Source organism: Kribbella sp. NPDC020701, assembly GCF_055562215.1.
The window spans coordinates 82,869-101,206 of record NZ_JBVHFT010000022.1; the positions used below are offsets into that span (position 1 = coordinate 82,869).

Consider the following 18,338-nt stretch of genomic DNA (forward strand, 5'->3'; position numbering starts at 1 on the left):
TCAGAAGACCCGGATCGCGATCTCCGCCGGTGCCGAGAGCAGACCGTCGATCTCGTCGTCGAGCTTGACCAGCGTGACCGAGGCGCCGGCCATGTCGAGGGACGTGCAGTACTCCCCGACGTAGTTGCGCCGTACGTTGATCCCACGGTCGGTGAGCACCTGGTGAGCGCGACCGTAGAGCAGGTAGAGCTCGCTGATCGGCGTACCGCCCAGACCGTTGATCATCAGCGCGACGTTGTCACCGGACTCATACGGCAGGTCGGAGCGGACCGCCTCGAGCATCTGGTCGATGATCTCGTTGGCCGAGGCAAGCTTCTCGCGGCTGCGGCCCGGCTCGCCGTGGATACCGACACCCATCTCCATCTCGTCGGCACCGAGCTCGAACAGCGGGGATCCCTTGGCCGGCGGCGTACAGGCGGTGAGCGCCATGCCCATCGTGCGGGTGACCGAGTTGACCTTCTCCCCGATCCGGACCAGCTCGTCGAGATCCGCCCCTTGCTCGGACGCCGCGCCGACCGCCTTCATCACGAAGAAGTTGCCGGCCACGCCGCGCCGGCCGACCGTGTACGTCGAGTCCTTGACCGCGACGTCGTCGTCGATGATCAACGTACGGACGTTCAGCCCGTCGGCCTGGCTCAGCTCCTGCGACATGTCGAACGCCATCCGGTCACCGGTGTAGTTGTTGACCAGCAGGAGCACGCCCTTCTCGGACGCGAGCAGCTTGGTGGTCTCGTACACGTAGTCCATCGGCGGCGCCGCGAAGACGTCGCCGGGACACGCGGCGTCGAGCATGCCCTTGCCGACCGTCATCACGTGGGCGGGTTCGTGTCCGGACCCCGAGCCCTGCACGATCGAGACCTTGTCGTCGCGGGGTGCGTCCGTCCGCATGATCAGGTTGTACTCCGGCACGTACTTCAGCGTGTCCGGGTTGGCCAGCACGATGCCCCGCAGCATCTCGGGCACGTAGTTCTTCGGGTCGTTGACGAACTTCTTCATCGGGACTCCCTTGTCTTCCAGACCTCTGCGATCTGCTCGATGATCACGGCGACGGCGGTGGCTCCGGCGTCGACCGATCCACGGCTCCGCTCGCCGGTGTAGGCGGCTCGGCCTCGCTTCGCGACCAGCTCCGCCGTCGCGTCGGCCGCGGTCCGGGCCGCGACCGCGGCCCGTTCGACGACCTCGTCACTGCTTGCCCCGGAGGCGAGGGACTCCTCGATGGCATCGGTCATCGGGACGATCGCGTCGAGCAGGGTCTTGTCCCCCAGCTCGGCGCCGCCGCGGGCCTGGATCCCCGTCACGGCCGAGCGCAGCATCGCCACGACCATGGCCCCGTCCAGGGAGGTGGTCGCACCGGCCGTCATGCCGGCCCGCAGGAACCCGGTCCCCCAGATCGGTCCCGACGTACCCCCGATCCGGGACGTCACCAGCATCCCGACCTTCTTCAGGAACGTCCCGATGTCGGTCCGGTCGAGATCGCCGTACTGGTCCTGGAGCTTCTCGAAACCGCGGGCCAGCGAGTAGCCGAAATCGCCGTCGCCGACCACCGAGTCCAGGTCGCCGAAGTACTTCTCGTTGTCGAGGCAGGTGGTGATGATCGTGGTGAGGACGAGGTCGACCTCGCCCCAGCTGTCCGTCATGTCTGGCCTCCTTGCGTGGGTCGTGGTGCGTTCTCGGCCAGCCGGGCGAGATCGGCCAGGGTGAGCGCGTCGACCGGGCCGATGCCGGACGGATCCGCGAGTACCTCGAGCCGTTCGCCGTCGGGGTCGCCCAGACTGGTGAGGACCAGGGCGGCTTCGGTGAAGTCCTCGTCGCGCGTGTAGCCGCTGACGGTCACCACCGTCGCCAGCCCGGCACCGATGGCAGCGAGGAGTCCATTGCGCGAGTCCTCGATGACGAGGGTGCCGGCCGGGTCGAGGGCGAGCTTCTCGAGAGCCAATTGGTAGACCGCCGGGTCGGGCTTCTTCCGCGGTACGACGTCACCCGCGAACACCGGGATCGTGGCCGCGACCTCATCGCCGACCGCTCCGGCGAGGACCGCGCGGACCGACGGTTCCGCCGAGGTCGACGCGACCGCGACCGTCCAGCCCTCCCGCAGTGCGTCGGTGATCACCCGCCGTACGCCGGGACGCGGCGGAACGACCCCGGCTGCGACCAGGTCGGTGAACGCCTTCGTCTTGGCCCGATGCCAGGTCGCCACCACGTCGGCGCGCTCCTCGGGCGTCGCCGGTGAACCAGCCGCGCGCCAGACATCCGGGTCGTCGAGGACGGTCGCCAGCCGTTCCTTCCCACCGCCGATCCGGAGCAGGCGGCCGTAGTCCTCGACCGACCACCGCACCGGGAGCCCGAACTGCTCGAAGGTCGCGTTGAACGCCGGCAGGTGCCCGTCGCGCTCGGTGTCGCCCAGCACACCGTCGCAGTCGAAGAGCAAAGCGGTCATACCCGGCCGCCGCTGCCGAAGATCTCTATGTGCTCGGCGGTCATAGTCTTCACGGCCGTGTGGATGTGACGGAACAAGGTCGGCGGATCCCACTTGTTCGTGGCCCGCGCCTGTTCGAGGTGCTCGAGCGATGAGGTCATGTACGCGACCTTGAGGGCCGTGGAGATGTTGACCTTCGCGCAGCCCCGGCCGATCAGGTCCTGGAACTGCTCACGGGTCAGCCCCGAGCCGCCGTGCAACGCCATCGGGATGCCGGTGGCCGCCACCAGATCCGTGATCCGCTGCGAGTCCAGCTCGGGCGTCGAGTGGTAGATGCCGTGGGCGTTCCCGATCGCCGGCGCGAAGACATCCACACCGGTCGTCTCCACGAAACGAGTAGCGACTTCGAGTGAGTGTCGCTCCGCCTCGGTGTCCGAACCCACGCCGTCCTCGACACCGGTGATGCCCTCGATCTCGCCCTCGACGTGAGCGCCGTACTTCCTGGCCTCGGCGACCACCTCGACGGTCTGGCGCTGGTTCTCCTCGACCGGGAGCGCGGAGGCGTCGAACAGGACCGAGTTCCAGCCCGCGGCGAGGCACGAGCTGATCACGTCGCGCTCAGGACAGTGGTCGAGGTGCAGCGCGACCGGCACCGGAACCGAAGCGACCGTCGCGTCGAACATCGCCTTGACGACATCGAGGCCGACCGACTTCACCGTCTTGACCGACGTCTGGATGATCAGCGGTGACCCCAGTTCCACCGCCGCGTCGACGACCGCCCGCAGACTCAGCTCGTCCACCACATTGATCGCCGGTACGGCGTACCCCTTGGCCAGTGCCTCGTCGACAAGCCCCTTCAACGGCGCGACAGGCATGATCTCCCCTCTCCGCGACCCAATCCCCACTCATCCCCCACCCTGCCGCTTGGAACGCTGCACGAATGCTGCATCCCGCGGTCCGCCGCCGCGGAAATGGTGGAGACCCGCCACTCGTGGCCTCGGCGCGTCTGAGGAGGAGCATGATGGGAGGCATGGAAGAAGGTGAGTTAGCGGCGGATGATCCCGTCGGTGGCCGGATGGCGGAGACCTTCGCGCAGTTGGCGCTGGACATGCACGAGGCCGAAGGCGTGGAGGAGACCGTCGAGTCGGTCGTCCAGTTCGCTCTGCAGGCGTTGAACTGCACCTTCGCCGGGGTCGCACTGCATACCCGGGGCGGGCCGCCGGAGATACCCGCCGTGACCGACCCCGTGGTCGCCGAGATCTACGAGTCCCAGCTGCGCGGCGAGGAAGGTCCGCTGATCGCGACGATGCGGGACCGGGCCACGGTCCTGGTCCGCGACACCACGACCGACGACCGTTGGCCCAACTGGGCGGCCAGGGTCAGCGCCCTCGGAGTCCGCAGCGTGCTGGACGTGCCGCTGGCGCTCGGGCAGTCGTCACGGACTGTCGGCGTACTGGGTCTGTACAGCCCCAAACCGGACGCCTTCGACGCCGACGACGAGGCGATCGCCCACATCCTGGCGCGGCACGCCACGGTCGCGCTCGCGACCGCCCGGCACGAGCGGACCATGGAAGCCGCGGTCGACGCCCGCAAGCTCGTCGGCCAGGCGATGGGCATCCTGATGGAGCGGTACGCCGTCGACGCCGACCGCGCCTTCACCATCCTGAAGCGCTACTCCCAAGACACCAACACCAAACTCCGCGACGTCGCCCAGGAACTGATCGACACCCGCAAACTCCCCAGCTGAAAGTCAGCCTGATTCGGGCCGTACTTTCGAACCCCACTCGGTTGGCTCGGGGCCAGCCACCACCACTCTGGGTCAGGCAGGTGCGTGCTCCTTGAGGATCGTCATGAAGGCGCGCATCCAGGTCGGGTGGTCGGGCCAGGCGCGGCCGGATACGACGTTGCCGTCGACGACCGCGTCGCCGTCGACCCACTCCGCTCCCCCAGCCTTGATGTCGAGCGCCAGAGCTGGGTAGGCCGAAGTCTTGCGACCGGCCAGTACGCCGGCCGCCGCAGCGACGAGCGGTCCGTGACAGAGCTGGGCCACGGGCTTCGACTCACCGTAGAAGTGCTTCACGATCCGCTGGCAGTCGGCATCGTTGCGGATGTACTCCGGCGCCCGCCCACCCGGAATCACCAGGGCCACGTAGTCCGCCGGGTCCACGTCGGCAAACGCCACGTCGGCCTGCCACGTGTGCCCGGGCTTCTCGGTATAGGTATCGAACCCGTCCACGAAGTCATGCACCACGAACTGCAACTTCTTCACTTCCGGCGCGGCCACATCGACGTCGTACCCCTCCTCCAGCAACCGCTGATAGGGGTAGAACACCTCCAGATCCTCCGCCGCGTCCCCGGTAACAATCAGCACCTTAGGCATCGCAATCCCCTTCCCAGCGTCGTAACTACCGCCAGCCTCCTCCGCGCCCCAACCCCGGGTCAAGGGTGTCCGCGGCGCTCCAGATGGTCACGCGCGGCTCGGACCGGTCGGGTGTCGACGAGCCGCGATTCCGCGACGCACTGCGCAGCCTGCCCGCAGGGTGTGGATCGTCAGTCTCGGCATCCTGGTCAACCGGGTCGGCAACTTCCTGCCCGTGTTCATCGTGCTCTACCTGACCGGGCGCGGCTATTCCGCCGGTGCCGCGGGGCTGGTGCTGGGCGTGTCCGGTCTGTGCAACGTGCTCGGCAACGCCATCGGTGGCTACCTCGCCGACAAGATCGGCGGGCGATGGACCATCGTGCTGTCCGCCGTACCCACCGCCGGGCTGACGGCGATCGTGATGACCGTGGTCGGCGAGTTCGTCTACATCCAGTCCACCGTCGGCCTGCCCCTGCATGTCAGCGACGTGGGTCTGAGCGCGCGGGACTTCGGTCTCCTCATATGGCCCTTGATCGGCGCGGCAGGCCTACTGGCCGCCCAACTCTGCCTACCGCGCCGCGCGGTGTCCACACGATCAGGGCTCAGGCTCCGGTGACGTTGCCAGTTCGATCAGGTGCTCGGCGACCAGGGCACAGCGCTCTTCGGCGCGGGATCGGGCCGGGCCGGCGTACCTCAGCCGGGCCGAGGCGGTGAGCGGATCGGACCTGACCTCGATCAGGCAGCCGCCCGGACGCGGCTGGAGTCTGATCGTCAGCCGGATCCATCCGCCCAGGCCGCTCCGCAGGCGGAGGACCAACTCCTGGTCCGGCCGCCAGGTCTCGACGACGGCGACCGTCAGATGGCGGTCGTAGGCGTGCCTGCCATGGGGCTCCCGGTCAGTGTCCTTTAGCACCACGCTGCCGGCCTGTGGCCAGCGCGCATCGGCGCGAACGTCGGGCGGTACGGCGACCACCCAGTCCGCGATCCGCTCCGCGTCCTGGACGACCGCCATCACGGCGTCGACGCCAATCGCGCCGAACCGCCAGGCCATCACCATCCGAGCCGCGCTCCGTCCCCAGATTCAAACAGCCTGTCTATCACCTGCCCGTCGCATCCGGCCGGAAGAACCACGGCCGTCCCACCAGCTGACTCGAATGCTCAGGGATCCCGGCCTAGTGGTGAATCGGGGTGCTCAGCTGTCGCAGGGGCCGGACGATGTCGAGGCCGGCGCGTTCGGCGATGATCTCCGCGCAGATCGAGATCGCGGTCTCCTCTGGTGTCAAGGCACCGATGTCCAGCCCGATCGGCGCGTGCAGGCGCTCGAGTGACTCCGGCGGAACGCCTTCGGCACGGAGTCTCTCCAACCGGTCGCGGTGAGTGTTACGACTCCCCATGACACCGAGGTAGCCGACCTCGGTTCCCAGCGCCGCAACAATGGCCGGTACGTCGAACTTCGCATCATGGGTGAGCACACACACGGCGTCTCGGGTGGTCAGGCTGGGTCCGATCCGGGCGAGCAACCGCTGGGGCCAGTCCACGACGACCTCGTCGGCCTGCGGGAAGCGCGCCCGGGTGGCGAAGATGGGCCGCGCGTCGCACACCGTCACGGAGTACTTGAGCAGAGTTGCGGCCTGGGACAGCGCGGCGGCGAAGTCGACGGCACCGAAGATGATCATCCGGCGGGGTGCCGTGAACGACTCGACGAAGACCGTCAGCTCGGTCTGCGCCGGCTCGCCGTGGCGTCCGTAGTGCCGCACTCCGGTCAGGCCCGCCGCGAGCGCTCCGAATGCGTCCCGGCCAACCCGCTCGTCGAGGGTCTCGTCGCCGAGGCTCCCGAATCGTTCGCCCTCGGCCGTGATCAGCAGCTTCGCTCCGGTCTCGGGCCCGTCGATCACGGTCACGAGGACGACGGGCCGCCGGGTGCGCAGTGCGTCGGCGAGTTCGGCGTACACGTTCCTCACCAGTCGAGAGGCTCGACGTACACGTGGATCGTGCCGCCGCAGGTGAGACCGACGGCGAACGCCTCGCTGTCGGAGTAGCCGAATGTGTGGACCGAACGCTCCCCCGTCGCGAAGACCTCCTCGGCAGCGGTGACCAGCGCACCCTCGATACAACCGCCCGAGACCGACCCGGTGACTTCCAAGCGGTCGTTGACCGCCATCGCGGCGCCGGGTCCGCGCGGGCCGGAGCCTTCCAAGTCCACCACCCGGGCGAGTACGACGGCCCGGCCGTCGGCTCGCCACCGGTCGATGTCGTCGAGCAGATCGCGCATCCCGCCTCCTTCTCCGGTACGTCGAAAGTAGCCCGCGCGACCGCTGGACCAGGCCGCAGGCGATTGTCTGGCGCAAGTCCCGCCTGAGCACCTAAGCGATGTCTTAGGTGCTCGTTGACAGCGCTCCCGCGGAGCGGTGATATCGAGGTGTCAGCGTCGACGAAGGGACCCGGCATGCAGGTTCCAGCACCATTCGAGTACGAGCGCGCCACCAGTGTTGACAACGCCGTCGAGCTGCTCGACCGGCTGGGAAGCACCGCCCGGCTGGTCGCCGGCGGGCACAGCCTGCTGCCGATGATGAAGCTGCGGCTGGCCAACTTCGAGTACCTGATCGACATCAACGACCTGCACGACGAGCTCGGCAGGATCACGGTCACGCCGGACGAGGTCCGCGTCGGCGCGATGACCCGGCACCGCGAACTGCTGGAGTCGGCCGAGCTCGCGGACCTGTTCCCGATCTTCGCCGACGCGGAGCGGGTGATCGCCGATCCCGTGGTCCGCAACCGCGGGACGATCGGCGGCTCCCTGTGCCAGGCCGATCCGTCCGAGGACCTGTCCGCGGTGTGTACGACGCTGGACGCGAGCTGTGTGATCCGGGGACGGTCCGGCACCCGGGTGGTGACCATGGACGAGTTCTACCGCGGCCCCTACGAGACGGCGGTCGGCGACGACGAGATCCTGACCGAGGTGCGGTTCCCGATCCGGCCGGGTGGTTCCAGTGCGTACTACAAGGTCGAGCGCCGAGCCGGTGACTGGGCGGTCGTCTCCGCCGGTGCCGCGGTCTGGATCCGCGACGGCGTGATCGTGGACGCCCGGGCCGGGCTGGCCGCCGTGGGACCGAACACGACCGGTATCCCGGCGATCTCCGAGGCGTTGCGCGGCAACCCGCCCTCCGAGGAGCTGTTCCGGCAGGCCGGAGAGCTCGCCGCGGCGGCGAGCGAACCCGTCACCGACATGCGCGGAAGTGCCGAGTACAAGCGGCATCTGGCCGCGGAGCTGACCACCCGCGCGCTCCGAACAGCCGTCCAGCGGTACGCCGAACGCTCCGGGGAAGAGAGGGCCTGACCATGCAGGTGACGATGACCGTCAACGACCAAGAGGTCTCGGCCGAGATCGAGGGTCGCACTCTGCTCGTGCACTTCCTCCGGGACAACCTCGGGATGACCGGGACGCACTGGGGCTGCGACACCAGCAACTGCGGGACCTGCGTGGTGTGGATGGACGGCGAACCGGTGAAGTCCTGCACGGTGCTCGCGGCGATGGCCGGCGGACACGAGGTGCGGACAGTCGAGGGCCTGGAGACCGAGGACGGGCTGGATCCGGTCCAGCAGGGCTTCATGCAGTGCCACGGCCTGCAGTGTGGCTTCTGCACGCCGGGAATGATGATGACCGCTCGGGCACTGCTCGACCGTACGCCGGACCCGTCCGAGCAGGAGATCCGCGAGGCGATCTCGGGCCAGATCTGCCGCTGCACCGGCTACTCGACGATCGTCCGGTCGATCCGCTGGGCCGCCACCCATCCCGACGGTGTGCAACCAGAAGCCGTCGGCGCCACCGAGCCCGCCGGGAGCTCAGCATGACCACGACACCGACTCGTCCCACCGAGAGATTCGACAACAACGACCAGAAGCCGCTCGGGCACGGCCGGATGCTGCGCAAGGAGGATCCGCGGTTCATCCGCGGCCTCGGCCGGTACGTCGACGACATCCAGCTACCGGGCATGCTGCACCTCGCGGTCCTGCGCTCGCCGCTGGCCCACGCACGCATCCTCAGCATCGACGTCTCCGCGGCGCAGGCGCATCCCAAGGTGAAGGCGGTCATCACCGGTGCCGACCTCGCCGAGAAGGGCCTGGCCTGGATGCCGACCCTGTCCAACGACGTCCAGGCGGTGCTGGCCACCGACAAGGTCCGGTTCCAGGGCCAGGAGGTCGCCTTCGTCGTCGCCGAGGACCGGTACGCCGCCCGTGACGCACTCGAACTGATCGACGTCGACTACGACCCGCTGCCGCCCGTCATTGACGCTCGTACGGCGCTGGCCGCGGACGCGCCGGTGATCCGCGACGATCTGGACGGCAAGACCGACAACCACTGCTTCGACTGGGAGACCGGGGACGCGGCCGCGACCGAGGAGGTGATGTCCCGGGCGGATGTCGTCGTGAAGCAGGACATCGTCTATCCGCGGGTCCACCCGGCCCCGATGGAGACCTGCGGGTGTGTCGCGGACTTCGACCGTGTCGACGGCAAGCTGACGCTCTGGACCACGAGTCAGGCTCCGCACGCCCATCGCACCATCTACGCACTCGTGTCAGGCCTGCCGGAACACAAGATCCGGGTGGTCGCTCCCGACCTCGGCGGCGGTTTCGGCAACAAGGTCCCGATCTATCCCGGGTACGTCTGCGCGATCGTCGCGTCACTCGTGCTCGGCAAGCCGGTCAAGTGGATGGAGGACCGGTCGGAGAACCTGACCAGCACCGGCTTCGCCCGCGACTACATCATGCGCGGTGAGATCGCGGCGACCCGGGACGGCAAGATCCTCGCGATCCGGACCAACGTGCTCGCCGATCATGGCGCGTTCAACGGCACGGCGGCTCCGGTGAAGTACCCGGCCGGCTTCTTCGGTGTGTTCACCGGCAGCTACGACCTCGAGGCGGCGTACTGCAAGATGACCGCCGTCTACACCAACAAGGCACCGGGCGGTGTCGCGTACGCCTGCTCGTTCCGGATCACCGAGGCGGTGTACCTGGTCGAGCGGCTGGTCGACTGTCTCGCGGACGAACTGCAGATGGACCCGGTCGAGCTGCGGCTGCGGAACTTCATCCGGCCCGAACAGTTCCCGTACCAGAGCAAGACCGGCTGGGTGTACGACTCCGGCGACTACGAGAAGACGATGCGGCTGTCGATGGAGCTCGCCGGGTACGACGAGCTGCGCCGCGAGCAGGCCGAACGTCGGGCGCGCGGCGAGCTGATGGGGATCGGCGTCTCGTTCTTCACCGAGGCGGTCGGCGCCGGGCCGCGCAAGGACATGGACATCCTCGGCCTCGGCATGGCCGACGGCTGCGAACTGCGGGTCCACCCGACCGGGAAGGCCGTGGTCCGGTTGTCGGTGAAGACCCAGGGCCAGGGGCACGAGACGACGTTCGCGCAGATCGTCGCCGAGGAGATCGGTATCCCACCCGATGACATCGAGGTGGTGCAAGGCGACACGGACAACACGCCGTTCGGGCTGGGCACGTACGGCAGCCGCTCCACCCCCGTCTCCGGGGCGGCAGCCGCCCTGGTCGCCCGCAAGGTGCGGGACAAGGCCAGGATCATCGCCTCCGGGATGCTCGAGGTCTCGGTCGCGGACCTGGAGTGGACCAAGGGTTCGTTCCATGTGAAGGGCGACCCGGGGACTGCCGTCACCATCCAGGACATCGCCATGCGGGCGCATGGAGCGGGCGATCTGCCCGAGGGCATCGAGGGCGGCCTGGAAGCCCAGATCTGCTACAACCCGGAGAACCTCACCTATCCGTACGGCGCCTACATCTGCGTCGTCGACATCGATCCGGGCACGGCCGTGGTCAAGGTACGGCGGTTTGTCGCGGTGGACGACTGCGGGACGCGGATCAACCCGATGATCATCGAGGGCCAGGTGCACGGCGGCCTCACCGACGGGGTCGGGATGGCGCTGATGGAGATGATCGCCTTCGACGAGGACGGCAACTGCCTCGGCGGATCGCTGATGGACTACCTGATTCCGACCGCGCTGGAGGTCCCTGACTGGGAGACCGGCTACACCGTGACTCCGTCGCCGCACCACCCGATCGGCGCGAAGGGCATCGGTGAGTCCGCCACCGTCGGGTCGCCGGCGGCGGTCGTCAACGCCGTGGTGGACGCGCTCAAGCCGTTCGAGGTCCGGCACGCCGACATGCCACTGACGCCGTCGCGAGTCTGGGACGCCATGCAGGGCCACCCACGGCCCCCGGTGTGAGGTGCTGATGAAGACAGGCGTCGCGGATCGGGTCGCCGAGCTCACCGGTGCCCGGGTGCCCTTCGTCCACGCGACCGTCGTACGCGCCGAGCACCCGACCTCGGCGCGCCCGGGTGACGATGCGATCGTGCTCGCGGACGGATCGATCGAGGGGTTCGTCGGCGGAGTCTGTGCCGAGGGGTCGGTGGTCTCGGCCGCCCTCAACAGCCTCGCCGACGGCCGCGCGGTCCTGCTGCGCGTCGTGCCCACCGAGGCGGGTGCCTTTCCGGAGGTACCGGGCGCGGTGGTGGCGACGAACCCTTGCCTGAGTGGCGGCGCGCTGGAGATCTTCCTCCGACCACAGATCCCGCCGCCGTTGCTCGGCATCTCGGGGTCGACTCCGATCGCCGACGCGATCGCCGCGGTCGGGGCCGCGGCCGGCTTCGCCATCGATCGGCTCGACGGGACCAAGCCGCCGTCGCCGGGCACGTTGGCGATCGTGGTGGCCGGGCTCGGCCGGGACGAGACGGGACCGCTGCGGGCCGCGCTCGACGCCGGCGTCGGCTTCGTCGGATTGGTTGCCAGTAGCAAGCGTGGTCGTGCGGTGCTGGCCGAGCTCGGACTGACGGACGAGGAGAGTGCGCGGATCCGAACCCCGGCCGGCCTCGATCTGGGCGCTGAGACCCCGGGAGAGATCGCTCTCTCCGTTCTCGCCGATATCGTCCGCTCGGTCCGGCAGGAGGGTCTCGGCCCGGCTCCCGGGCAGAGCGCAGTGCCTGCACAGGCTCTTGATCCGGTCTGCGGAATGTCGGTGGTGATCACACCGGACACGCCGTACCTGGACGTCGATGGCACCACCTACTGGTTCTGCGGAACCGGCTGCCGTGAGGCGTACGCCGCGCAGGTCACGGGTTGAGCGGCATGTTCGTCACCGGACTCGTGCTCGCCGCGGGTGGGTCGCGTCGGCTGGGCGGGCCGAAGCAACTCCTCCCCTACCAGGGCACGACGCTGCTGGACGCCGTACTGCGCACCGCACGGGACTGTGCATTCGACCAACTGCTCGTGACCCTCGGCGGAGCTGCCGAGCAAGTCCGTGAGGCGGTGGATCTGACCGGGACCGCGGTCGTTCTCAACTCGTCGTACGGGACCGGCTGCTCTTCCTCGATCGTCACCGCGCTGGAGGCGGTCGACGATCGCTCGGCAGGCATCGTGCTCCTGCTCGGCGACCAGCCCGGAGTGGGTGCCGAGTCGGCCCGCTCGGTGATCCGTCCGGACGCGCCGATCGCGGTCTGCCGGTACCGCGACGGCATCGGCCATCCCTTCTGGTTCGCCCGGTCGGTGTTCCCCGACCTCGCGAACCTGCACGGGGACAAGGGGGTCTGGAAGCTCATCGAGTCGGGCAGTCATGCCATCGTCGAGGTTCCCGTGGACGATGACGTGCCGGCCGACGTGGACACCTGGGCCGACTACGAAAGCCTGCTGGCACAGGGGATCGGGCGATGACGGCGCCGTTCCAGGATCCCGAGGAGGTCGTCACTCGGTTCGACGAGGCCGGGCACCTGCTCGACGAAGGCACCGCCATGGCGTTGTATCTCGCGTCGACCCTCCCCCGGCCGCTGTTGCTCGAAGGCGAGCCAGGGGTCGGGAAGACGACGTCGGCGCTCACGCTGGCGACGGTTCTCGGTACGTCCCTGATCCGCCTGCAGTGCTACGAGGGGCTGACCGCGCGGGAAGCCTTGTACGAGTGGAACTACCAGCGTCAGCTGCTCGCGATCCGGCTGGCCGAATCCCGGCACGACCGGCTCGAGGATGCCGACCTGTTCACCGCCGAGTTCCTGATCGAGCGGCCGATCCTGCGCAGTGTGACGGCGACCGGGCCGGTGCCGCCGGTGTTGCTGCTCGACGAGATCGACCGGGCCGACGACGAATTCGAGGCGCTGCTGCTGGAGTTCCTGGGCGAGGCGTCGGTGACGATCCCGGAGCTGGGTACGTTCGCCTCCGCGAGACCGCCGTACGTCGTCCTCACCTCGAACCGGAGCCGCGAGCTGCACGACGCGCTGCGGCGCCGTTGTCTCTACCACTGGATCGAGTTCCCGTCGCCCGACCGAGCGGTCCGGATCGTCCGGCGCCGGATCCCGGCGGCCGCCGAAGCGCTCGTCCGCAGTGTCACCGACTTCGTCGGGCGGGCTCGGGAACTGGATCTCGACAAGCCGCCGGGGCTGGCCGAGACGATCGACTGGGTGGCCGCACTGAGCGCGCTCGGTGTGAGCTCGCTCGGTCGCGACAACGCGCTCCGGACCCTGTCGGCGATCGCCAAGTCGCCCGACGACGTGGACGCCATGACCGAACTGTTCGAACCGAGCGAGGGCACAGGATGAAGATCACCCACGAGTTCACCGTGAGCGTACCGCCGGCCGAGGCCTGGGCGGTGCTGACCGACCTCGAGGCGATCGCGCCGTGTATGCCGGGTGCGAGCCTGACCGGGTTCGACGGCGAGACCTACCAGGGCAAGGTCCGGGTCAAGCTCGGACCGGTGATCAGCGACTTCGGCGGCACCGCCCGGTTCACCGCCAAGGACGAGGCGACGCACCACGCCGTGATCGATGCCAAAGGCAAGGACTCCCGCGGGGCCGGCAACGCAGCCGCGCGGATCACCGCGGACCTCAGGCCCGATCCGGCCGGCACTGTGGTGAGTGTCGACACCGATCTGACCATCTCCGGCAAGGTCGCCCAGTTCGGCAGCAGCATGATCAAGCAGGTGTCCGAGAAGCTCCTCGGAGAGTTCACCACCTGCCTGGAAGCCAAGCTGGCGGCGGGCGCACTGGGCTCGGGGACACAACAAGTGTCCGCACCGCAGCACACCGCGACGAGCGCCGGGCACGCTGCTAATCGCCCAGCCAGCACTGTGGCGGAACCGTCGCCGGGCACGACGTCAAGCAGCAGCGAGGAACCAGCTCCGCTCGATCTGATGCAGCTGGCAGGTGGATCGGTGGCTCGACGGGCGTTGCCGGTGCTCGTGAGCGTCGTGGTCGTGGGGGTGGTGATCTACTTCCTTGTCCGATGACGCTGTCCTGTTTCGCGCGGTGGACCGCGCGGCCTTCGCCGTAGCGTTCTCGGAACGGCTACGGCTGGCCGGAGCTGCCGTCGATCTCACCGCGACCGAGATCTTCACCGAGGCGTTGACCGTGATCCCGGCACCCGACCGGCGCCGGTTGTACTGGCTCGGCCGAGTCACCCTGGTTCGCCGCCGGCCGGATCTCGACAAGTACGACGCCGTGTTCGCCGCCGTGTTCGCCGACGCGGTCCTCCGTGTCGACCCACAGACCCGGCGCCGACCGCTCGACTCCGCCCTCGAGCGCGCTTCCGGCCCCATCTCGCCACCAACTTCGGCGGTTCAGGACGGTGAAGGTCTGCCGTGGATCACGGTGGCCGCAGCCACGGGCCGCGCCGAAGAGGCGAACACCGGTCTCGCTGTCCCCGAACGGCTTCCGAGCGCACTGGCCGGGCTGCGCGACACCCCGTTCGACGTCCTCGACCCGGTGCAGTTGGCGGAAGTCGGAGCGTGGCTCGAAAGTGCTCGCGAGCACTGGCCAACCCGTCGTACTCGCCGCTTCGCGACGCGGAGCCGAGGGACGATGATCGATCTCCGGGCCACCATGGCACGCTCACGCAGCACCGGCTGGGAACCGACCGAGCTCGTTCGCACCGGACCCGTCCACAAACCCCGACGACTGGTCATGCTGTGCGATGTCAGCCAGTCGATGCAGGCCTTCATCACGCCGTACCTGCATCTGATGCGCGCGGCAACGATCACCGCCGACGCCGAGGTGTTCGCCTTCGGGACCAGGTTGACCCGGCTCACCGCCGTACTCGCTCATCGTGATGTCGCGGTGGCCGTCGACCAGGCGACGAAGCTGGTCACGGACCGCTTCGGCGGGACCCGGATCGCTACCAATCTCGGCGCACTGCTGAAGTCGAGGTACGGCGCTCTCGTCCGTGGTGCGGTGGTGATCATCGCCTCCGACGGCTGGGACAGCGACGATCCCGGGCAACTGGCTCGGACCATGGCCCGGCTGGCCCGACGCGCCCATCGGGTGATCTGGCTGAACCCGCGAGTCGCCGCACCCGGTTACCAACCACTCACCGGCGCGCTGGTCGCCGCACTGCCGTACTGCGATGCTCTGCTCCCCGGCAACACCCTCGATGGCCTCGCCGAGGTGGTCAACTCCACAAGGTGACGTGGATCGACGGCCGGAAATGCCCGATCGTCACCCCCGCTCCTCGCAGCATCGCCTGGGTGGCACGTGGTGTGGTGATGAAGCGCGTCAACTCGGCGGCCGCCGGTACGACGGCATGCGCGGGCAGCGTCATCGCGGTCCAGACTCCGCCCATCGTCAGCCCCCGCCCGGTGACGATCGTCAGCCGGCCACTCGACACATCACCGGCGGCCGCGGACGACAGCGCCACGGCAACTCCCCCGTCACGCTTCGCCTCCTCGATCGCCGCCGCGTGACTTTGGAAGATCCGCTGCCTCGACTCCGGAACCTCCAGCTTGCGCAGCATCGCCGCGACCGCGCCGTCGGTGACCGCCGAGGGTCCCAGCAACCACGTCTGCTCGCGCAGCAACGCCGGCCGGGCCGGGCCGATCGCCGCGGGGTGCGCACTGCCGGCGACCACGACCAGGCGGTAGTTGAGGAACGGAATCCGCCGGATCGAATCCGGCAGGTCGGCCGGAACAGGGCCCAGGGCAACGTCCACCGCGCGTTCGGACAGCAGCGCGGCGAACTCGCGCGGATGGTGCACACTCAGCTCGACGTCCAGGTCGTCGGCCCGGGCGGCGAACAGTTCGATCAGACCCGGAGCGGCATGCTCGGCGAACAACGTCGAGGACGCGATCCGCATCAGCCGCCGGCCGCGCCCGGCCTGGCTGACCTCCTGGATCGTTCGGTTCTGCAGCCCGAGCAGTTCGACGGCGCGGCTGGCGAGCCGCAGTCCGCCGGGAGTGAACGCCAAGCCCGACGTCGTCCGGGTGAAGAGCTGATCCCCGAGTTCCTTGCGCAGTTGGGCAACGTGCAGCGAGACGGCAGCCTCGGTGACCTGGAGTTCGGCGGCGGCGGCCTTCACCGAACCGAGACGGACGACCGCAGAGAACGCGCGGAGCTGAGTAGGCGTCATCGTTCCGCCATCGTAGAACCGCGCCCCGCCTTTCGCCCCCGATCGCCAAGTGTCGCGCAGCCCCCATCACAGTGCGTACTACCCCGTTGACTTCGACGTGACCACGCCCCCGATCCTGCGCAGGCACTCTGTCCGGCGCCCCCCCGTGGTGCTCGTCGTAGCGGTCGAGGAAACGTTCTTCCACTGCCCGAAATCCTTCGCCCGCTCCAGAACCTGGAAACCCGACACCTGGAACCCCACAGCCGTCCGCCCGTACGCCGAAATCGCCCGCACCCTCTGGCGCCAAGGCGAGTCCCTGCAGTCAATAGAAGCCCGCAACCGCCCGGAAGTAATCGAAGCCCAGCTCTACCCGTCACAGTAGGACCCGAAACCGCGGCTGTCTCACCAGCGCCCGTCCGATCGCCGACGTCGTCCCACGGCCCCCACGTGGCCTCGACGACCTCGCCGAGAGCCTCTCTGTGCACCGTGTAGGTGAACACATCGTCGGACAGCGTTGCCGCGCGCAGTCGGAGCGTTTCAACGGTCACACAACGACCCTACGGGCACGGGCCTGTTCGGATCGTTGTCCCGGGCAAGCAACCGCTCCTCGCGATCGAACGTCACCGACGCCGGCGAGGCGAACCTGCTGAGCTACTCCGTCGGCGGTGTCGCCGAAGTCGACCTTCTCCCGCCCTGGGTTCCTGAACGTTTCCGTTGCCTAGCTTCCATGTCGGCCGTCCTGGAGTGAATCTCTTTCACCGTTTGCCTCGGGCAACCGTTGTCCGGACTCGATCCCGTCCCTGGCACTGGACAAGCACATCCCTGGGCTGTGTACTCGCCCGTGTTCGCCGGAGGGAGGTGGTCATGACAGGAATCAGGCTGGACGCTGTTTCGAAGGTGTACGACGGCCAATACCTTGCGGTCGACGGGGTTTCGCTCGAGGTCGCCGCGGGCGAGTTCATGGTGCTCCTGGGGCCATCAGGCTGCGGCAAGACCACCTTGCTCCGGATGATCGCCGGTCTGGAGGAGATCACCGAGGGAGAATTGTGGTTCGACCGCATCAGGACCACAGTTCTTCCACCCCGGGACCGCGGCGTCGCGCTCGTCTTTCAGAACGGAGCCTTGTATCCGAACCGCACGGCACGCGGGAACATCATGTTCCCGTTGGAGATCGCCGGCGAGGACTCCACCGAGGCGAACGCGAAGGTCAGCGGGCTGGCGAAGATCCTGGGGATCGACGCGAATCTCGACCGGCTGCCGAGAACGCTCTCCGGCGGTCAGCGGCAACGGGTCGCGATCGGACGGGCGGTGGTGAGACAGCCGCGGATTTTCCTGATGGACGAGCCGCTGTCCAACCTCGACGCGACCATGCGGACCGAGTTGCGGCAGGAGATCGGGGCGATGGCCCGGGATCTCAACGTCACCACGGTGTACGTCACTCATGATCAGATCGAGGCCCTCACCCTGGCGGACCGGATCGCGATCATGCGCGAAGGCCGGATCGAGGATGTCGGGACGCCCGCCCAGGTCTACAACGACCCGGCCACCGCTTTCGTTGCGGGGTTCATGGGCAGCCCGCGCATCAACCTGATGTCGGCGACCGTCCGGGTCACCGACCACCATCGCGTCTTCCTCGACTTCGGCACCCAGACGATCTTGCTGCCACCGATCGACCGCCGGTCGTTGATGCTGAGGCATAACGACGGCCGCCAGGTGATCGTCGGCGCCCGCTCGGATGCGTTCACCCCGGTCGCCGGCGGCGACGCCAACGAACTCTCGGGAACGTTGCGAACGCTCGAGTTCCACGGTCATCAGTGGATCGCGTTCGTCCACTGCGACCTCGAGATGATCAACCCGGACCTGGTCGGCGCAGTCCCGGCACGGCCGACGGCGCCACCTCCGCCATCACCGACCAGCGGCACACGCACGCGGCATGCGGCTGCCTCTTCGCCTGCACTCGCATCAGCACTGGGAGCGATAGTCAAGGCCGCCTTCCGACGGCGGCCCCCGCAGCCCCCGGCCGAGGAACCTTCCACTCCGGCACATCGCCGGAGCGACCTGGTCATCGAGGTGGGCGCCGCGGACGGTCTCCAGACCGGCGCGACCGTACGCCTGTCCGTCGACACCTCGCGCCTCCACATCTTCGACGCGAACGGCCGCCGAATCGACCGCATCACCCGCTGATGTG

Annotated in this window: 20 protein-coding genes; 11 read left to right on the forward strand and 9 right to left on the reverse strand. The window is 68.5% G+C overall.

Annotated elements, in window-relative coordinates; genetic code table 11:
• Genes dhaK through ACZ3HV_RS38425 form a run of 4 tightly spaced genes read right to left on the reverse strand, consistent with a single transcriptional unit; the run spans position 1 to position 3,291 of the window.
• Entirely contained in the window at positions 1-996 is a 996-nt protein-coding gene (gene dhaK / locus ACZ3HV_RS38410; RefSeq protein ID WP_465691981.1) for a dihydroxyacetone kinase subunit DhaK, read from the reverse strand.
• A complete protein-coding gene (gene dhaL / locus ACZ3HV_RS38415) occupies positions 993-1,637 on the reverse strand; it encodes a dihydroxyacetone kinase subunit DhaL (protein WP_360375760.1) in 645 nt (214 codons plus the stop codon). Before dhaL ends, dhaK begins: the two co-directional genes overlap by 4 nt.
• On the reverse strand, positions 1,634-2,437 hold the full coding sequence (locus tag ACZ3HV_RS38420; RefSeq protein ID WP_465691983.1) for an HAD-IA family hydrolase: 804 nt from the start codon (positions 2,435-2,437) through the stop codon (positions 1,634-1,636). The genes dhaL and ACZ3HV_RS38420 overlap by 4 nt, the downstream gene beginning before the upstream one ends.
• Positions 2,434-3,291, reverse strand: a complete 858-nt coding sequence (locus ACZ3HV_RS38425; RefSeq protein ID WP_465691985.1) for a class II fructose-bisphosphate aldolase — start codon at positions 3,289-3,291, stop codon at positions 2,434-2,436. The genes ACZ3HV_RS38420 and ACZ3HV_RS38425 overlap by 4 nt, the downstream gene beginning before the upstream one ends.
• Before the next feature lie 155 nt (positions 3,292-3,446).
• On the opposite strand from ACZ3HV_RS38425, the gene ACZ3HV_RS38430 reads away from it, so the two are divergent.
• Positions 3,447-4,163, forward strand: coding sequence for a GAF and ANTAR domain-containing protein (locus tag ACZ3HV_RS38430; protein ID WP_465691987.1), 717 nt, complete (start codon positions 3,447-3,449; stop codon positions 4,161-4,163).
• A gap of 72 nt (positions 4,164-4,235) precedes the next feature.
• On the opposite strand, the gene ACZ3HV_RS38435 is transcribed toward ACZ3HV_RS38430, so the two are convergent.
• A complete protein-coding gene (locus tag ACZ3HV_RS38435; protein WP_465691989.1) occupies positions 4,236-4,796 on the reverse strand; it encodes a DJ-1/PfpI family protein in 561 nt (186 codons plus the stop codon).
• 160 nt (positions 4,797-4,956) lie between these two features.
• Here ACZ3HV_RS38435 and ACZ3HV_RS38440 point away from each other — a divergent pair, with 160 nt between their 5' ends.
• Positions 4,957-5,391, forward strand: coding sequence for an MFS transporter (locus tag ACZ3HV_RS38440; protein WP_465691991.1), 435 nt, complete (start codon positions 4,957-4,959; stop codon positions 5,389-5,391).
• Here the strand turns inward: ACZ3HV_RS38440 and ACZ3HV_RS38445 are convergent.
• From ACZ3HV_RS38445 to ACZ3HV_RS38455, 3 genes are all read right to left on the reverse strand, one after another.
• A complete protein-coding gene (locus tag ACZ3HV_RS38445; protein ID WP_465691993.1) occupies positions 5,371-5,832 on the reverse strand; it encodes a hypothetical protein in 462 nt (153 codons plus the stop codon). The genes ACZ3HV_RS38440 and ACZ3HV_RS38445 overlap by 21 nt on opposite strands.
• Positions 5,833-5,947: 115 nt before the next feature.
• The gene (locus tag ACZ3HV_RS38450; protein ID WP_465691995.1) at positions 5,948-6,736 is read right to left on the reverse strand and encodes an XdhC family protein; all 789 of its coding nucleotides are present in this window, start codon (positions 6,734-6,736) and stop codon (positions 5,948-5,950) included.
• Positions 6,733-7,047 carry an XdhC family protein gene (locus ACZ3HV_RS38455; protein ID WP_465691997.1) on the reverse strand — a complete coding sequence of 105 codons (315 nt, stop codon included), beginning with the start codon at positions 7,045-7,047 and terminating at the stop codon, positions 6,733-6,735. The genes ACZ3HV_RS38450 and ACZ3HV_RS38455 overlap by 4 nt, the downstream gene beginning before the upstream one ends.
• A 174-nt stretch (positions 7,048-7,221) precedes the next feature.
• On the opposite strand from ACZ3HV_RS38455, the gene ACZ3HV_RS38460 reads away from it, so the two are divergent.
• From ACZ3HV_RS38460 to ACZ3HV_RS38495, 8 genes are read left to right on the forward strand one after another with little or no spacing between them, the layout of a single operon-like run.
• Positions 7,222-8,112: an FAD binding domain-containing protein gene (locus ACZ3HV_RS38460; protein ID WP_465691999.1), complete on the forward strand. Its 891-nt coding sequence runs from the start codon at positions 7,222-7,224 to the stop codon at positions 8,110-8,112.
• Between the two features lie 14 nt (positions 8,113-8,126).
• The gene (locus ACZ3HV_RS38465; RefSeq protein ID WP_465692001.1) at positions 8,127-8,627 is read left to right on the forward strand and encodes a (2Fe-2S)-binding protein; all 501 of its coding nucleotides are present in this window, start codon (positions 8,127-8,129) and stop codon (positions 8,625-8,627) included.
• A complete protein-coding gene (locus tag ACZ3HV_RS38470) occupies positions 8,624-11,017 on the forward strand; it encodes an aerobic carbon-monoxide dehydrogenase large subunit (RefSeq protein WP_465692003.1) in 2,394 nt (797 codons plus the stop codon). The genes ACZ3HV_RS38465 and ACZ3HV_RS38470 overlap by 4 nt, the downstream gene beginning before the upstream one ends.
• A 7-nt stretch (positions 11,018-11,024) precedes the next feature.
• Positions 11,025-11,912 (forward strand): XdhC family protein, encoded by an 888-nt coding sequence (locus ACZ3HV_RS38475; protein ID WP_465692005.1) that lies wholly within the window; start codon positions 11,025-11,027, stop codon positions 11,910-11,912.
• A 5-nt stretch (positions 11,913-11,917) separates the two neighbouring features.
• Positions 11,918-12,499, forward strand: coding sequence for a nucleotidyltransferase family protein (locus ACZ3HV_RS38480; protein ID WP_465692007.1), 582 nt, complete (start codon positions 11,918-11,920; stop codon positions 12,497-12,499).
• The gene (locus ACZ3HV_RS38485) at positions 12,496-13,374 is read left to right on the forward strand and encodes an AAA family ATPase (protein ID WP_360376382.1); all 879 of its coding nucleotides are present in this window, start codon (positions 12,496-12,498) and stop codon (positions 13,372-13,374) included. The genes ACZ3HV_RS38480 and ACZ3HV_RS38485 overlap by 4 nt, the downstream gene beginning before the upstream one ends.
• On the forward strand, positions 13,371-14,060 hold the full coding sequence (locus tag ACZ3HV_RS38490; RefSeq protein ID WP_465692010.1) for an SRPBCC family protein: 690 nt from the start codon (positions 13,371-13,373) through the stop codon (positions 14,058-14,060). The genes ACZ3HV_RS38485 and ACZ3HV_RS38490 overlap by 4 nt, the downstream gene beginning before the upstream one ends.
• Positions 14,050-15,234 carry a vWA domain-containing protein gene (locus tag ACZ3HV_RS38495; RefSeq protein ID WP_465692012.1) on the forward strand — a complete coding sequence of 395 codons (1,185 nt, stop codon included), beginning with the start codon at positions 14,050-14,052 and terminating at the stop codon, positions 15,232-15,234. The genes ACZ3HV_RS38490 and ACZ3HV_RS38495 overlap by 11 nt, the downstream gene beginning before the upstream one ends.
• On the opposite strand, the gene ACZ3HV_RS38500 is transcribed toward ACZ3HV_RS38495, so the two are convergent.
• Positions 15,218-16,171, reverse strand: coding sequence for a LysR family transcriptional regulator (locus ACZ3HV_RS38500; RefSeq protein WP_465692014.1), 954 nt, complete (start codon positions 16,169-16,171; stop codon positions 15,218-15,220). The genes ACZ3HV_RS38495 and ACZ3HV_RS38500 overlap by 17 nt on opposite strands.
• 843 nt (positions 16,172-17,014) lie before the next feature.
• Between ACZ3HV_RS38500 and ACZ3HV_RS38505 the strand changes: the two genes are divergently transcribed.
• A complete protein-coding gene (locus tag ACZ3HV_RS38505; protein WP_465692015.1) occupies positions 17,015-18,334 on the forward strand; it encodes an ABC transporter ATP-binding protein in 1,320 nt (439 codons plus the stop codon).
• The last annotated feature ends 4 nt before the right edge of the window (positions 18,335-18,338 follow it).

Bases quoted from the DNA above. Each gene is read 5' to 3' on its own strand.
- ACZ3HV_RS38425 (WP_465691985.1), bottom strand. From the start codon at position 3,291: ATGCCTGTCGCGCCGTTGAAGGGGCTTGTCGACGAGGCACTGGCCAAG.
- ACZ3HV_RS38505 (WP_465692015.1), top strand. From the start codon at position 17,015: ATGACAGGAATCAGGCTGGACGCTGTTTCGAAGGTGTACGACGGCCAA.
- dhaL (WP_360375760.1), bottom strand. From the start codon at position 1,637: ATGACGGACAGCTGGGGCGAGGTCGACCTCGTCCTCACCACGATCATC.
- ACZ3HV_RS38420 (WP_465691983.1), bottom strand. From the start codon at position 2,437: ATGACCGCTTTGCTCTTCGACTGCGACGGTGTGCTGGGCGACACCGAG.
- ACZ3HV_RS38455 (WP_465691997.1), bottom strand. From the start codon at position 7,047: ATGCGCGATCTGCTCGACGACATCGACCGGTGGCGAGCCGACGGCCGG.
- ACZ3HV_RS38470 (WP_465692003.1), top strand. From the start codon at position 8,624: ATGACCACGACACCGACTCGTCCCACCGAGAGATTCGACAACAACGAC.
- ACZ3HV_RS38430 (WP_465691987.1), top strand. From the start codon at position 3,447: ATGGAAGAAGGTGAGTTAGCGGCGGATGATCCCGTCGGTGGCCGGATG.
- ACZ3HV_RS38445 (WP_465691993.1), bottom strand. From the start codon at position 5,832: ATGGTGATGGCCTGGCGGTTCGGCGCGATTGGCGTCGACGCCGTGATG.
- ACZ3HV_RS38475 (WP_465692005.1), top strand. From the start codon at position 11,025: ATGAAGACAGGCGTCGCGGATCGGGTCGCCGAGCTCACCGGTGCCCGG.
- ACZ3HV_RS38460 (WP_465691999.1), top strand. From the start codon at position 7,222: ATGCAGGTTCCAGCACCATTCGAGTACGAGCGCGCCACCAGTGTTGAC.
- ACZ3HV_RS38435 (WP_465691989.1), bottom strand. From the start codon at position 4,796: ATGCCTAAGGTGCTGATTGTTACCGGGGACGCGGCGGAGGATCTGGAG.
- dhaK (WP_465691981.1), bottom strand. From the start codon at position 996: ATGAAGAAGTTCGTCAACGACCCGAAGAACTACGTGCCCGAGATGCTG.
- ACZ3HV_RS38500 (WP_465692014.1), bottom strand. From the start codon at position 16,171: ATGACGCCTACTCAGCTCCGCGCGTTCTCTGCGGTCGTCCGTCTCGGT.
- ACZ3HV_RS38490 (WP_465692010.1), top strand. From the start codon at position 13,371: ATGAAGATCACCCACGAGTTCACCGTGAGCGTACCGCCGGCCGAGGCC.
- ACZ3HV_RS38465 (WP_465692001.1), top strand. From the start codon at position 8,127: ATGACCGTCAACGACCAAGAGGTCTCGGCCGAGATCGAGGGTCGCACT.
- ACZ3HV_RS38480 (WP_465692007.1), top strand. From the start codon at position 11,918: ATGTTCGTCACCGGACTCGTGCTCGCCGCGGGTGGGTCGCGTCGGCTG.
- ACZ3HV_RS38485 (WP_360376382.1), top strand. From the start codon at position 12,496: ATGACGGCGCCGTTCCAGGATCCCGAGGAGGTCGTCACTCGGTTCGAC.